15 protein-coding genes and 1 pseudogene are annotated in these 14,168 nt (G+C 67.1%); 9 read left to right on the top strand and 7 right to left on the bottom strand.

From position 1 onward, the window contains the following. A pseudogene (locus EAF64_RS20775) lies at window positions 1-1,359 on the top strand (hypothetical protein); the annotation flags it as partial. Between the two features lie 793 nt (window positions 1,360-2,152). Then, window positions 2,153-3,190 (top strand): right-handed parallel beta-helix repeat-containing protein, encoded by a 1,038-nt coding sequence (locus EAF64_RS03785; protein WP_129067624.1) that lies wholly within the window; start codon window positions 2,153-2,155, stop codon window positions 3,188-3,190. 23 nt (window positions 3,191-3,213) lie between these two features. Here the strand turns inward: EAF64_RS03785 and EAF64_RS03780 are convergent, their stop codons facing one another. After that, on the bottom strand, window positions 3,214-3,432 hold the full coding sequence (locus tag EAF64_RS03780) for a hypothetical protein (RefSeq protein WP_129067623.1): 219 nt from the start codon (window positions 3,430-3,432) through the stop codon (window positions 3,214-3,216). A 117-nt stretch (window positions 3,433-3,549) separates the two neighbouring features. Next, the gene (ilvD, locus tag EAF64_RS03775; protein ID WP_129067622.1) at window positions 3,550-5,286 is read right to left on the bottom strand and encodes a dihydroxy-acid dehydratase; all 1,737 of its coding nucleotides are present in this window, start codon (window positions 5,284-5,286) and stop codon (window positions 3,550-3,552) included. Window positions 5,287-5,428: 142 nt separating this feature from the next. Here ilvD and EAF64_RS03770 point away from each other — a divergent pair, with 142 nt between their 5' ends. The 5 genes from EAF64_RS03770 (at window position 5,429) to EAF64_RS03750 (ending at window position 9,377) form a co-directional block, all read left to right on the top strand. Continuing rightward, window positions 5,429-5,776: a DUF6114 domain-containing protein gene (locus EAF64_RS03770; RefSeq protein WP_129067621.1), complete on the top strand. Its 348-nt coding sequence runs from the start codon at window positions 5,429-5,431 to the stop codon at window positions 5,774-5,776. A gap of 39 nt (window positions 5,777-5,815) precedes the next feature. Continuing rightward, window positions 5,816-6,778 carry a beta-ribofuranosylaminobenzene 5'-phosphate synthase family protein gene (locus EAF64_RS03765; protein ID WP_129067620.1) on the top strand — a complete coding sequence of 321 codons (963 nt, stop codon included), beginning with the start codon at window positions 5,816-5,818 and terminating at the stop codon, window positions 6,776-6,778. Window positions 6,779-6,841: 63 nt separating this feature from the next. After that, a complete protein-coding gene (locus EAF64_RS03760; RefSeq protein ID WP_129067619.1) occupies window positions 6,842-7,678 on the top strand; it encodes an RAD55 family ATPase in 837 nt (278 codons plus the stop codon). Window positions 7,679-7,810: 132 nt separating this feature from the next. Then, window positions 7,811-8,752 (top strand): CopG family transcriptional regulator, encoded by a 942-nt coding sequence (locus EAF64_RS03755; protein ID WP_129067618.1) that lies wholly within the window; start codon window positions 7,811-7,813, stop codon window positions 8,750-8,752. Further along, window positions 8,745-9,377 (top strand): hypothetical protein, encoded by a 633-nt coding sequence (locus tag EAF64_RS03750; RefSeq protein WP_129067617.1) that lies wholly within the window; start codon window positions 8,745-8,747, stop codon window positions 9,375-9,377. Before EAF64_RS03755 ends, EAF64_RS03750 begins: the two co-directional genes overlap by 8 nt. Here the strand turns inward: EAF64_RS03750 and EAF64_RS03745 are convergent. Further along, window positions 9,369-9,956 (bottom strand): response regulator transcription factor, encoded by a 588-nt coding sequence (locus EAF64_RS03745; RefSeq protein ID WP_129067616.1) that lies wholly within the window; start codon window positions 9,954-9,956, stop codon window positions 9,369-9,371. The two genes, EAF64_RS03750 and EAF64_RS03745, sit on opposite strands and share 9 nt — an antisense overlap. A gap of 130 nt (window positions 9,957-10,086) precedes the next feature. On the opposite strand from EAF64_RS03745, the gene EAF64_RS03740 reads away from it, so the two are divergent. Together EAF64_RS03740 and EAF64_RS03735 are read left to right on the top strand one after the other, a co-directional pair. After that, window positions 10,087-11,100 carry a sensor histidine kinase gene (locus EAF64_RS03740; RefSeq protein WP_129067615.1) on the top strand — a complete coding sequence of 338 codons (1,014 nt, stop codon included), beginning with the start codon at window positions 10,087-10,089 and terminating at the stop codon, window positions 11,098-11,100. 54 nt (window positions 11,101-11,154) lie between these two features. After that, window positions 11,155-11,478, top strand: coding sequence for a transcription factor S (locus EAF64_RS03735; RefSeq protein ID WP_129067614.1), 324 nt, complete (start codon window positions 11,155-11,157; stop codon window positions 11,476-11,478). On the opposite strand, the gene EAF64_RS03730 is transcribed toward EAF64_RS03735, so the two are convergent. The 4 genes from EAF64_RS03730 to EAF64_RS03715 form a co-directional block, all read right to left on the bottom strand. After that, window positions 11,475-11,933, bottom strand: coding sequence for a pyridoxamine 5'-phosphate oxidase family protein (locus EAF64_RS03730; protein WP_129067613.1), 459 nt, complete (start codon window positions 11,931-11,933; stop codon window positions 11,475-11,477). The genes EAF64_RS03735 and EAF64_RS03730 overlap by 4 nt on opposite strands. Window positions 11,934-12,026: 93 nt before the next feature. Next, entirely contained in the window at window positions 12,027-12,326 is a 300-nt protein-coding gene (locus tag EAF64_RS03725; protein WP_129067612.1) for a hypothetical protein, read from the bottom strand. A gap of 177 nt (window positions 12,327-12,503) precedes the next feature. Continuing rightward, window positions 12,504-13,367, bottom strand: a complete 864-nt coding sequence (locus tag EAF64_RS03720; protein ID WP_129067611.1) for a ZIP family metal transporter — start codon at window positions 13,365-13,367, stop codon at window positions 12,504-12,506. A 69-nt stretch (window positions 13,368-13,436) separates the two neighbouring features. Beyond that, window positions 13,437-14,129, bottom strand: a complete 693-nt coding sequence (locus tag EAF64_RS03715; protein WP_129067610.1) for an SDR family NAD(P)-dependent oxidoreductase — start codon at window positions 14,127-14,129, stop codon at window positions 13,437-13,439. Between the last annotated feature and the right edge of the window lie 39 nt (window positions 14,130-14,168).

Genomic DNA, 14,168 nt, shown 5'->3' with positions numbered 1-14,168 from the left:
TACCAGTACGACAAGTACGGTACCGGCACGTTCGGCGAGTACACTACCCAGAGCACGAGAGTGGTTTCGTACTCCGAACCGGGCACCTACGACCCACAAGTGAAAGTCTGGTCGTACAGCGACGGTGAGAACAGTGACACCGCAGCCTGTGGCACGGTTAGCGTGACCGAATCGACGTCGACGCCTACTCCCACGCCGAAATCTACTGCAGACGCCAGCTGTACGGTCTCGGAGACGAACGTTCGGGTTGGCGAATCGGTGACGATCGATGCATCGGGGTCGGAGAACGCCGACGACTTCCAGTACGACAAGTACGGTACCGGCACGTTCGGCGAGTACACTACCCAGAGCACGAGAGCGGTTTCGTACTCCGAACCGGGCACCTACGACCCACAGGTGAAGGTCTGGTCGTACAGCGGTGGCGAAACGAGTGATACCGCGGGTTGTGGCTCGGTCAGCGTGACCGAATCGACGTCGAATCCCACTGCCACGCCGACACAAACGGACACTCCCACTCCGACACCGGCTGTAGCCGCCAGCTGTAGGGTATTGGAGACGAACGTTCGGGTCGGCGAGTCGGTGACGATCGACGCATCGGGGTCGGAGAACGCCGACGACTTCCAGTACGACAAGTACGGCACCGGCTCGTTCGGCGAGCTCACTGCCATCCGCTCGAAAGTGGTTTCGTACTCCGAACCAGGAACCTACGAACCGCAGGTGAGAGTCTGGTCGTACAGCGGCGGCGAAACGAGTGACCTCGAAACCTGTGGCACCGTCGGCGTGACTGAACCGACGCCGACACCTACGCCGACGCCGACACCTACGCCGACGCAAACGGCAACGTCCACCCAAGTCGAGCCGGAGACACAGTCACCCTCGACCGAGACCCCGCTGCCGACGGCAACCACGACGACAACGACGACAACGACGGCCCCGGCGACGGGAACGGGAACGAACGGTGAGGCGTGGTTCCGGTATAGCCCGAGCGATCCGAGTGCGAACGGTTCGGTCCGGCTCGTCGCACAGTCGGGGGTGTCACGGGCGTCCGCCGAGGCGCACGGCTGGGACGTCGACGGTGACGGCACCGTCGACCGACGCGGACGAGCGCTAGAACTGTCCGCGAAGCCGAGTGGAGAAACGGCCGTCACGCTCTCGATCGAGAGCGCTAACGGAACCACGACGAGTGTCACGAGAGTCGTACCAGCGACCCTGATCCTCGCCAACGAAACAGCGACGCCGGACGAGGCCGGGACGCCACCGACTGACACCGGTGGCGGGGTCCCGGCCGTGGCGCTCGTGGCTCTCCTGCTCGTCGTCCTGGTGGCCGTGCTCGCCGCTCGGTCACGGATGGATCGGTGAATCACCGCCCCGGTTTCCCAAATCGGTCAGACAGTGGCACTCTCGGGCCGGAGAGACGTCCTCAACTTAGACTGTGCCGTGTTCGTCTCAGCGAGGCTGTCGCGGAGCTACACGGACCGCACTTGCTGTCGGGACTTCGGCGTACCGCTCGGTGAGCGAGCGAACTACGATCGGACCGGATGACACTCGAGGACACCGAATCGACGGCAGTGACCGTCGATCACCGTCACATCGTCAGCCGGTGGAGTGGTCCTGATTCCGGGACGGGAGTTCATCGAGACCGTCCCAGCGCGTGCTTTTTTGCACCGATACCACCGCAGACACCGTGGCACGTGACACGGCTTCTGGAACTTCCGGAATCGACCCCACTAGCATCATATCTCTCCCCCTCGTTCGTTCAGTGCGGAGGGCCCTCCGACGGCATCGCCGGCAGTACACGTCCGTCGCCGGCGGGTACGCGAACGGAGACACACATGTACCGGAACGACGTTCATCGATCACGAACCGTACTGCGAGACCATCGCGTCCGGCCAGGACCGGGTGGGAGAGCAGGGCGATGATGCTCCTCGTCTACCTGGCCGCCGGAACGGTCGTCCTCCTGGTCGGGATGGTCCTCGTCGCTATCGCGAAAGCAAACAGGGACGTCGAGATCGACCTCACACTGATCCGGCTGTGAGCGAGCGGCCCGCAACTCGTCTCGACCGCCGGAGCGCCGACACTCCGCCGAAAAAAGCCGAGCTTACTCGCCAACACGCCGTCTGTAACTAACGGTCGGGCAACCGTTGCGGTGGTCATGACGCGACGACTCGGACGGGTCTCCGCACGTCGGCTGTTGGCGGCGGTTACGGTCGCCGCGGTGGCACTTGCCCTTCTCCCCGCCGGCACCGCGGCACAGGCGACACCGGTCGATAGCTGCCGAACCATCGAGGACGCCGGGCGGTACACGCTCGCGGGGAATCTCTCTGCCAACGCCTCTGACCCATGTCTCAGGATCACCACCAGCGACGTGACTCTCGACGGTCGGGAAAACGCAGTCGTCGGGAGCGACACCGACGCCGCCGGCGTGCTGGTCGAGCCAACGAACGACGGCACGCTGCGGAACGTCACCGTCTCGAACCTCACGACGACGGGCTGGGAGGCCGGGTTGGCCTACCGTGGCGGGGTGGCGACCGGAGCCGTCCGCAACGTCACGGCCGCCGACAACCGGGACGGCATCGTGATCGACCCCCGGTTTCGCTTCCAGGCCGCCAGCGGAACGATCTCCCTGATCGACAACACCGCGGTCGGCAACGAGCGGTGGGGGGTCACCCTGCGGCCCGGTGCGGACAGCGACCGAGTCGTCGGCACTCGGGTCCGGGACAACGAGATCGGCCTCGTCGTGGTCGATCTCCGGAACGTCACGCTCGCGGACACCCACGCGGCGAACAACTCCTGGGGCGTCGTGATCGGTGACACGACCGCGACGACGCTCCGGAACACCACGGTCCGTGACAACGAGCGCGACGGCCTGCAGGCCGGCAACGGGTTCGACGACAGCCGAATGGTCGATACCACCGCACGGGCGAACGGCGGTGCCGGGGTGCGACTCGGCCCCGCGTCGAACGTGACGCTCCGGAACGCCACGGCGGTCGACAACGGCGAGAGCGGCCTCGTCGTTCGGGACGCTAGCGACCTCCGGGCGACGACGCTGACCGTCACCGGGAACGGACGGTGGGGGCTCGACTTCGACGGCCTGGCGGACGCGCTGCTGGTGAACGTGACGGCCGGCGAGAACGCTGCCGGGTTCTACACCGCGACCGACAGCGGCAACGTGACCATCGAGTCGGTCTGACGGCCCGATACCGCGGTCGGAACCTACTCCAGGAACAACAGGAAGATGCTCGGCGCGACGAGCAAGACGAGGCCGACGACCATCAGGGCCACCGGCAGGACGAGCAACGACATGTCGGCGACGAGCCACATGCCCGCCCCCGCCAGTAGCGCGAGCAGCCCGATGAGTCGGACGATCCAGGCCATTACACCCTCTAAGCCGAAGTCGGCTGCCACTTCCGCTACTTCGAGTAGTTCGTCCATGGCATCTCGGGCCTGGATTATCTATCCACTTATATCTGGTTGAGGGACTGTATCGTTGGCTGTCGGTTTCGACTGGTGATCCGGACGTGAACCGCCCGCGCGGATGCCGGAGCTGTATCAGTCCTGCTTCGCGCCGGGGTTGGTCACCGCGCCGTTGGCCGCCGAGTCGAACATCTGCCCGTATTTCGCCAGTACACCGTTCGTGTAGTTCGGCTCGGGCAGGTCCCGCTCGTCGAGGCGGCGCTCGATCTCCTCGTCCGTGAGGTCCACCGACAGTTCGAGATCGTCGATGTCGATGGTGATGGTGTCGCCGTCCTCCAGCGCGGCGATGGGACCGCCGACGTAGGCTTCGGGGGCGACGTGGCCGATGGAGAAGCCACGCGTCGCGCCGGAGAACCGGCCGTCGGTAAAGAGCGCCACGTCCTCGGCGTGGCCCTGGCCGGCGACGGCGGAGGTGACGCCCAGCATCTCCCGCATCCCGGGGCCGCCCTGTGGGCCCTCGTTGCGGATGCCGATCACGTCGCCGCTCTCGACGTTGCCCTCCTGGACGTACGCCATGGCGTTCTCCTCGTCCTCGAAGATCCGGACGGGGCCCTCGTGGTGGAGGTGGTCCTCGCCGGTGATCTTGATGACCGCGCCCCCGGGCGCGAGGTTGCCCGTCAGGATCCGGATCGCGCCGCGCTCGTGGATCGGGTCGTCGACGGTTTCGAGGAAGTCGGCGTCCAGGTCGCTGATCGCGGGCGGGTCGTACGCCTCGATGGCGTCGGCCATTGTCTCGCCCGTGACGGTCAGGGCGTCGCCGTGGAGCAGGTCGGCGTCGAGCAGTTCCCGGAGGACGACCGGCACGCCGCCGACTTCGTGGAGGTCGTTCATCACCTTCTCGCCGCCGGGCTGGAGGTCGGCGATCTTCGGCGTGCGGGCGCTGATCCGGTTGAAGTCCTCGATGTCGAGTTCGACGCCGGCCTCGGCGGCCATCGCCAGCAGGTGGAGGACGGCGTTGGTCGAGCCACCGACCGCGACCTGCAGGGCGATGGCGTTCTCGAAGGACTCCCGGGTGAGGAAATCGGAGGGCTTGCGCCGCTCCTGGACGACTTCGACGGCGAGTTCGCCGGCCTCGCGGGCGACCTCGTAGCGTGACTCGTCCTCGGCGGGTGGCGAGGCCGAGCCGAGGGGTGCGAAGCCAAGCGCCTCGGAGATGGAGGCCATCGTGTTGGCGGTGAACATCCCGCCACAGGAGCCAGCGCCGGGGCAGGCGTTACGCTCCAGGTCGTCGAGTTCGTCCTCGGTCATGTCGCCGTCCGCGACCGCGCCGACACCCTCGAAGACGTTCTGGATGGTGACCTCGCGCCCGTCGTGTTCGCCGGGCATGATCGACCCGCCGTAGCAGAACACGGAGGGCAGGTCCGTCCGGATCGAGGCCATCATCATCCCGGGCATGTTCTTGTCACAGCCGCCGATCGTGACCAGGCCGTCCATGCGCTCGCCGAAGGCGACGAGTTCGACGGAGTCGGCGATCACTTCCCGGGAGATCAGCGAGGCCTTCATCCCCTCGGTCCCCATCGAGATGGCGTCGGAGATCGTGATGGTGCCGAACTCGATGGGCATCCCCTCGCCCTCGTCGATGCCGTCGTAGGCCGACTCCGCCACGTCGTCCAGATGCACGTTACAGGGCGTGATGTCGGCGGCCGGGTTGGCGACGCCGACCATCGGCGAGGACAGGTCCTCGTCGTCGTAGCCCATCGCGCGGAACATCGCGCGGTGAGGCGCCTTCTCGGTCCCTTCGGTGACCTCGTTGCTCGGGAGGTCGTCGGGTTTCCCCTCCCTCTGTTCGGGGTCCTGCGGTTGCTGGCTCATGACCGTAGGATTGCCACCCTGGCGCTTTAACTTCCCGGATTCGGGGACCGTCTCCCGCTCTCGTCGCCGAACCGGCTCGGTCACGCACGCCGCCGCGTAATTAATCACTACCCTTTTTGACCGTAATTATCACTGGTGACATATGAGCGAGTGGGTGACGCGGGCCGGCGGAGGTGTGTTGTGGATCGCGAGTGTCATCATCGGAGCGGTCCCGGTGGTGTTTCGCGCCGAACTGGCGGTCATCGGCGGGAGTTTCACCATCCTCGGACTGGTGTTCGCGGCGCTCGTCGGCGCCTGTGGGCTGGTCGCGCTCGCCCGTCCCGGGTACGCGCTCTGCGTCGGACCGCTGGGTGTGCTGTTCTCGCTCCTGTCGATGATCGGCGCGCTCGGTGGCCTCTTCGTGGGGATGTTCCTCGGAATTCTCGGGGGTCTCGCTGTGACGGTCAGCGGTGGCCTCCAGCGGTCCGAGTCCGATTCCGACCCGGCCTGACCCGCAACTGCCATGCCGGGCGAGTGACTAGCCTGTCCCATGACTCGCGTCGCCGCCGGTGCGCGCCTGCACTTCGGCTTCCAGAACCTCTCGCTGGCCCGAAACCGCCTCTACGGCGGCGTCGGCGTCGCCCTCGACGAGCCACGAGTCGTGATCGAGGCCGACCCCGCCGAGGGCGTCCACTGCGGCGACGCGGCTGTGGCCGACCACGCGCGGACCGCGGTCGACCTGCTCGAGGTGTCCGGTGTCGACCTGACCGTCGTCGAACGCCTTCCGCGTCACGTCGGCCTCGGGAGCGGGACGCAACTCGCGATGGCGACGCTCGCGGCGGTCGCGACGGCTCACGACCGCGACCCGTGCCTCCGCGAACGCGCGCCGGCGCTCGGCCGTGGCGGACGGAGCGGTGTCGGCGTCGCGGCCGCCGAAGGCGGAGGGTTCGTCGTCGACGGTGGCCACCCCACCGAACTGTTCACGGCCGCGCCGCCAGCCGACGGTGCGTGGACGGTCCCGCCGGTGACCGCCCGCCACGAACTCCCGGCCGACTGGCGGTTCGTCGTCGTCGTCCCCGACGCCGACCCGGGCCGGAGCGGCGAGGCCGAAGACGAGAGTATGCGCACGGTGGTCGAACGTGCCGATCCGGGCATCGCCGACGAGATCGGCGGCGTCCTGCTCCGGCGGGTCCTCCCGGCGGTCGCCGAGGGCGACCGGGCCACCTTCGGGGCCGGCGTGGCGAAACTCGGCCGGCTCAACGGCGCCTGGTACGCCGACGAACAGGGCGGCGTCTACCGCCCGCCGGCGGGTCGGATCGTCGACGAACTCTCGGGCCACCCCGTCGTCACCGGCACCGGCCAGTCCTCGTGGGGGCCCGCCGTCTACGCGCTGACCGATGCCACGATGGCCGCGGACGCCCGGACCGCCGCACGGGACGCGCTCGACGCGGTGGGCGTCGACGGCCAGGTCGTCGTGAGCGCGCCCGCGAACCGCGGGCTCCGGATCGACTGACGCCGCGTTTCGACGGCCGAACCCGTCGCAAGTAGTAAATCGTCCCGTCCGTTTGGTGGGGGCATGGACCGCATCCCCTTCGGTATCCGGCAGTTGGATACGATCATCGACGGGGGGGCACCGCCGGGCAGCGTCGTCCTGCTGTCGGGCCAGGCGGGGGCCGGGTCGCGGGAGTTCATGTACACGAGCGCGATTCTCAACGGGCTCGCCAACGCCGATCGGGAACTCCACGACCTCTACTACGGTGACGTCGCGGCCGGCGCGAGCGTCACCGACGAGATCCACTACGTCTCCTTCACGGCCGACAGCGACCAGCTCTACCGCGAGATGAACCGGACCATGGACACCGAAGTCGTCGAGTCGGGCTTCGAGGCCGTCGAGTTCGTCGACATGGCCGAGTCGTACTTCCACACCAGCAGCGTCCCGCGGGACTGGTACGCCGAGGAGACCGGCCACATCCGGGACATGGCCGGCCGGCACGACCGCGAGGACCTCTTCGCCGCGCTCGGACACTACCTCAACGAACACGCGGAGGGGAACTTGATCGTACTCGACTCGCTGTCGGACCTCATCAACGCCCTCGGCGACGACCGCGACTGGTCGGACGTGGTCTACCTGGTCAAGGGCCTCCAGAAGGCCGCCCACTCCTGGAACGGGCTGATCCTCGTCCACGTCAACCACGAGACCGTCACGCCCGAACAGCACGGCCAGCTGGTCGACGCCGCCAACGGGACCATGACTTTCGAGTGGGAGCAGGGCGGCTCCGAACGCGCCCGGACCCTGGTGTTCAAGAAGTTCCGCGGCGTCCTCTCGCGGATCGAGGACGAGAACATCATCCGCTTCGAGACCGAGATCGGCGACGCCGGCTTCGACATCAGCGACGTTCGGAAGATTCGCTGACACCTTCAGGACCGCCCGTCCGCTCGAACGCCATTTCCGGCGCGAGCGCGCCGCTCTCGCGCCCGTCCGTTGTTTTACGAACTGATAAACTGTGGCAAACCCTTAACTGGCGAAGGGGCCAACGTCGGTTAGATGGCCAGTGAGCCGACGGACGAGCCGGTGACGGTGTCGCTGCCGCCGGAGTTGGCGGCCTGGATCGACGAACAGGCCACCGACCGCGGTACCGACCGCGAGACCGTCCTCGCCCAGTTGCTCGCCGCCCACCGCGCCACCGAGGGCATCGACGACGACCCCGAGGCGCTGGCCGAGGTCGTCGACGTAGAAACCGCCGTCGACGACGTCCTCGCCGACAGACTCTCCGGTATCGTCGACGCCGTCACGGACCAGCTGGAGGTCGAGGCCCAGGTGCAAGATGCCGTCGAGCGGCACCTCCAAGACGCCCTCGAAGACCAGCTGGCGGACGTCTCGAAGTCGGCGGCCGACAGAGCCACCGAGCAGGTCGGTGACCGGCTCGACGATCGCCTCGGCGCGGTCGAAGACGACTACATGGAGAAGATCCAGGACGTTCGCCAGCGCGTCATCCAGGTCAAACAGGAGGCCGACGGCAAGGCACCGGCCGACCACGGCCACCCCGACCTGGCCGACCGCATCGACGGACTCGCCGGAGACCTCGAGACGGTCGCGGGAGACGTCGAGACACTCCGGGCCCAACTCGACGAGCGGACCGACGACAATGCCGATCGACTCGACGGCCTGACCGAGACCGTCGAGGACCTCGAGGAGAAGGTCCGGACGGTGGCTCACGTCGTCCGCGACCTGCGGGACGACACCCGGACGGACTCGAAACGCGCCACCTCCGTCGAGGGGATCAAACGCGCCGCCGCCGAACTGGACGTGGACCGCGCGAAGTGTGGCGTCTGTGGCGAGGGCGTCCAGATCGGGCTCATGACCGACCCCGAGTGCCCACACTGTGAGGCCGTCGTCACCGACGTCGAACCCAAGGACGGCTTCTTCGGCAGTCCGAAACTCGTCAAGGCCCAGAGCATCGAGGCCCCGGAGGACGACGATGACTGAGGACGAAGACGACCCCTTCGACGCCTTCGAGGCCCCGGACGACGAGGACGACCCCTTCGAGGAGCTGGCGCCACCCGACGCCGACGACGCTGCCGACACTGCCGGGGACCACGCTCCCGACGAGACCCTCGACGACGACCCGACGCCACCGGGCCGACTTCGCGACGATCCCTTCGATACCGCGGACTCGGCCGACGCCGATGCCCACGCTGGTGGCGAGGTCGGGTCGCCGACGCCCGACGAGGCGGACGGCGACACCGTACAGGAACCCACGGACGACCCCTTCGCGTCGTTCTCGACGACCCGCCGAGACGAGGGAGACGACCCCTTCGACGCCTTCGAGTCGGCCGGCGTCGACGAGATCGACCCCGACGCCGTCTGGGAGGACCTGGAGAGCGGGGGCGCCGAGGCCGAGGAACGGACCTACTCCGAGGTGTCGAAACACCGTTTCTGTGAGGGGTGTGAACACTTCAGTCCGCCGCCCGAGATCGAGTGTACTCACGAGAGCGCAGCAATCGTGGAGTTTCTGGACACGGAGACGGTCCGGTTGTTGAACTGTCCGGTCGTCGCGGAACAGCGCGCCCTCGAAGGGAGCGGCGTCGACCTCGGTGACGACTCAGAGTGACGAGCGGGACCCGCGGTCGACCGACCGGTGGGTCTCGACGATCTCCTCGAAGTCGTCCATCGACCCCCGGAGGTCGTCACTGAGTTTCACCGCACGGCGTTTGAGCTGCTGGAACTCCTCGTCGTTCTCGAGTTCGCTCGGCTGGAGTTCCGACTCCAGCACGGAGAGTTTCGACAGCAGGCTGAAAAACTCGTCTAGCTTCGGGTCGGTCCCGTTCCGGTCGACGTGCTGGTCGAGCGTCTTCTGGAGCGTCTCCTTGTCGACCGGCTTACAGAGGTAGTCGTCGAAGTCCATCTCCAGAATGTTGAGATCGGGGTCGACCGCAGTCACCATGATGATCGGGAAGTCGTAGCCCTGGTCCCGTAGCTCCTCGAGGACCTCGTCGCCGTGGATGTCCGGCATCCGCCGGTCCAACAGCATGGCGTCGGTGGTCGCGTCGGCTTTCTCGAGGGCCGCCTCGCCGCCGAACGCCAGTTCGGTGTCGTAGTCGCCGCGGAGTTTCAGGGCGTACGCCTCCGCGACGTCCTCCTCGTCGTCGACGACGAGAACGTTCGGCGCGGTACTGGACTCGTGGGGCACAGTCGCAGTGAGTCGTATCGGAGGCGCGCTGAAATACCTTTGCGCGGTTTCGGCACCCGAGCCGTCGGCTCACCGCTCGTAACGGCCGACAGCTACTCTAAGTGGCTGTCCGAAGTCCGGAGCGACACACATGGCCGAGGGGGACGGAGCCGACGACCTGCTCAGCGCCCACCCCGACCCCGTGGTCCAGTACGGCAAAGGGGCCGAGGGCATCGTCGTCGAGGCTATCAACTCCGCGTTCCGGGAGACCTTCGCCGTCGACGGTGCCGAGGTGTCCCTCCAGGCGACGCTTTCCGCCGAGGATGCCCTGTCGGCCGTCGCCGGCGCCATCCAGTCCGGCGACGCCCTCGACCGCGAGACCGTCTGTGACACCACCGACGGCGACCGTCGCTTCCGGCTGCGCAACGTCCCGACCGACGACGGCGGCTACCTGCTCTACACCGCACTCGGCGACGGCCACGAACGTCAGGCGAAACTCCAGGCCGAAGTCGACCGGCTCGAGGACCGGAACGAACGCCTGGAGACGTTCGCGAGCGTCGTCTCCCACGACCTCCGGAACCCGCTAGAGGTCGCCGAGACCTACCTCGAATCGGCCCGCGAAACTGGCGAGGACGAACAGTTCGACCGCGTCGGCCAGGCGCTCGACCGGATGCGCACCCTCATCGAGGACGTCCTCGAACTCGCCCGCGAGGGCCGGGCCATCGACGAACGCGAGCGGAGCACGCTCGAACCGGTCGCCACCGCCGCCTGGGAGACCGTCGACGGCGGCGCGGCCACCCTGACCGTCGAGAACGGCGCGGCGACACTCCGAACCGACCCCGACCGCCTCCAGCAGGCGCTGGCGAACCTCTTCAGAAACTCGCTCGAACACGGAGGGACCGACGTAGCGATCCGGGTCGGTGCCCTCGGCAACGCCGACGGCACCGGCTTCTTCGTCGAAGACGACGGCTCGGGCATCCCCGAGGACGAACGCGAGGACGTGTTCGAGCCCGGCGTCACGACCGATCAGGACGGGACCGGCCTCGGACTCGCCATCGTCGAGCGGGTCGTCGACGCCCACGGCTGGACGATCGCGGTGACCGAGAGCGACACGGGCGGTGCCCGCTTCGAGATCCGTGGCGTCGAGTCGCTCCAGCCGCTCTGAACCAGTCGAAAGAGCCAAGTGTGGTTCGGGGCCGTAGTTTCTGCAACGCCGATCATGCAATTCTGTGACGACTGCGGGTCGATGATGCACGCGGACGGGGACGTGATGGTCTGTTCCTCGTGTGGTGCCGAACAGGCGAAAGACGAAGCGGCCGCCGAGAAGTTCGTCTCCACGGAGGAACAGAGCGGCGACGAACTGATCGAGACCGAGGAGGGGGCCGACTTCGAGGGGAAACCGACCGCCGACGACGTGACCTGTGACGACTGCGGCCACGGCAAGGCCTGGTACACGATCAAACAGACCGGTTCGGCCGACGAACCGCCGACGCGATTTTTCAAGTGCCAGGATTGCGGGAATCGCTGGCGCGAGTACAACTAGTCTTCTTTGACCTGCAGACCCCGCACTTCGTCCGGTTCGAGCCGGAAGCCGTGCATGTCCTCGATATCGCCCGCGCGCTGGAAGTCACTGGAGAACCAGGCGTTGTCGTCCATCGTCTCCATCAGGCGGTCCCAGTCCTTGCTGTCGGTCGGGATCCGACGGATGGGGCCCGTTACAGCGATGCTCTCCCAGTCGAACCGGCCGCCGATGTCGGTCACGAGCAAGCGCGCCGTCCCGCCTTCCTCCACGAAGTCGAACTTCCGTCCGTTCGGACTGTCCTCGAGAAACACGAAGTACACGTCCGATCCGTCGTAGCCGAACGAGATCGGCACGCTGTACGGCTCGTCGTCACTGGCCAGCGAGAGGATGCCGTACCCTTTCGCCGTGAGCAGGTCGTCGATGTCGCGCTGGTCCATCGGCGTGCCCATCCACTGACCGGTCGTGTCTATGGTCATACCCGAACCTTGGCACGGCACGGCCTTGTAAGTACACCCCACAGCGTGCGTTTCGGTCCCGACACACGCCGTCGTCGACCGTCTCCGGCTCGCTCAGTTGACGCCCGTCCAGCTACAGGACAGGCACCCGAACACACCCTGCCCGTTGACTGTCTCGCCGCCGCAGGTCGGGCAGGCGAACTGTCCGCCGTCCGTGACGACCACTTTGTCCTCCGTGGTCGCGTCCGTCGGAGCCTCGGTTTCGGTATCGGTATCCGTCCGGAGCGTACTCGCAAGCTTCGGGTGGCAGTCCGCACAGACCCAGCGCTGCTCCCGGTGCGTGACGGTCTCGGTGATCGCGCGGTGTCTCCATACGTGAAGAACCTCGTCTTCACAGGCGTCGCATTCTACCATGCTTACTACAACGAGTGTCCTGGTATAGTAAAAATCTTACCCTGAATGTACAGCAATAGTCCTCAGAATAGATATATTGTCCTTATATTCTCCGAGCCACGGCTACGGACGTGTTATTTTGACGTGGACAATTCGAAGATTCGAAGATCGGTCGGCGTCGACGCGGCGGGAGTCGGGTCAGGGGCCGACGGCGAGCCAGCCGAGAAAGACAGCGAGACCGCCAAGCAGGGTGCTCACAACGGCGTGTATTCGGAGGCGGTCGAGCAGTTCGTGGGCGTGGTCGGAGACCTGTGCGACTTCGCCGACCTCGCCGCCGACCTCACAGCGGGGGAGAAAGTCCATGGCGACGTGGAGGAACACACCGGCCGCGAAGCCGAAGACGGCTGCGTTGACGGCCGGGATCGCCGGCAGATCCAGGAGTGCGGCCGGGATGGCGGTAATGCCGACGCCGGCCGCTGGCAGCAGGATGACCGAGGCCGACCGGTTACCGGCGGCCAGCCGACGCGCCGCGGCGTAACCAGCCGGGCCCTTGTGCGAGACGATGGCCAGCCCGAGCAGGAGTCCGAGCTCTGGCATCGCCGCGTACACGAGGCCGATGATGACGCCTGCCGAGAGCGCGTGCGCCGACAGCTGGACCGCCGTGTTGTCGAACGCCGCGTTCACGTGCGAGAGCCGGTGCCCGAGGACGTGCGAGCCGAAGCCGACGAGAATGCCCGCGGCGATGCCGAATCCGCCGACTCGCGGATCGAACCCCATCGCCTGTGGCACCAGGAAGACGGCCGCGCTCGTGATCATCGCGCCGCTGGCCAGTCCGTACCCCCAGACCAACCGCCGTGCACTGCCGGTCTCGGCCGCCCGGACGCCCAGCGGAATCGACCCCGCCATCGCCGCGAACGCGACCCACGCGATCACCAGTACCTTCCACAGGTTCGAGACCACTGCGAGCCCCGAGAGCGCCAGCAAGAGCCCCACGCCGGCCAGCCCTACCAGCGACGGCCGCGCCCCGAAGTTAATAATCTTGGAGTCGGTGTTATTAGACATATTGTTATAGAACTAGTGAAGATAAGAATAAAACCTCCGATCCGGACGCTGGTCCGAGACGCGAGACCGTCAGCGCGTCGCGCGTTTCCAGGCTTTCAGGTCGAGGACGCCGCCGTCGAGGTCCTCGGCGGGGGCGGCGGTCGCCGCCCAGCGGAACATCCCTGCCACGTCGGCGGGGTCGCGGCCGGTGCCACCGGTCAACTCGGTCGAAACTACGCCCGGATCGACGACGGCGACGGGGTGGTCGAGGTCGGCCGCGAACCCGCGGGCGACGGCTTCGGCGGTCGCCTTGGAGACGGCGTAGGAGCCGTACCCCGGTTTCGGCTCGCGGGCGACGCTCCCGGAGGTGACGAGGATGCGCGCGTCCGGAGCGAGATGCGGGAGCGACTCGCGAACCGTAGTGAAGGTTCCGCGGCCGTTCGTCCGGAGGTGGTCGTCGAAGGCCGCGTACGACTCCGACGTGAGCGGCGTCTCGCCCGGCTGTCCGTGGTAGACGCCGGCGTTCGCGACGACGGTATCGATGCCGCCGCCCTCGCGGGCCGCCGTCTCCATCAATCGCTCCACGTCGAACTCGTCGCGCACGTCCGCTCGCTGTGTCGTCACGGTCCCGTCGGCCGATTCGACCGTCGCCGCGAGCTCGTCGAGTTCGTCGACGTCGCGTGCACAGGCGACCACGTGTGCACCTGCGTCTGCGAACTCGCGGACGACTGCGGCACCGATACCCCTGCTCGCGCCGGTGACGACCGTCGTGTCCCTGTCCATCTTTTCCTCCTTGGGGCGTGACCCTCATGCCGGTTTCGT

This window comes from Halorientalis pallida, from assembly GCF_004118325.1.
GTDB lineage: Archaea > Halobacteriota > Halobacteria > Halobacteriales > Haloarculaceae > Halorientalis > Halorientalis pallida.
Note: the sequence above shows the minus strand (reverse complement) of the source record. Positions and strands in the feature narration are given on the sequence as shown.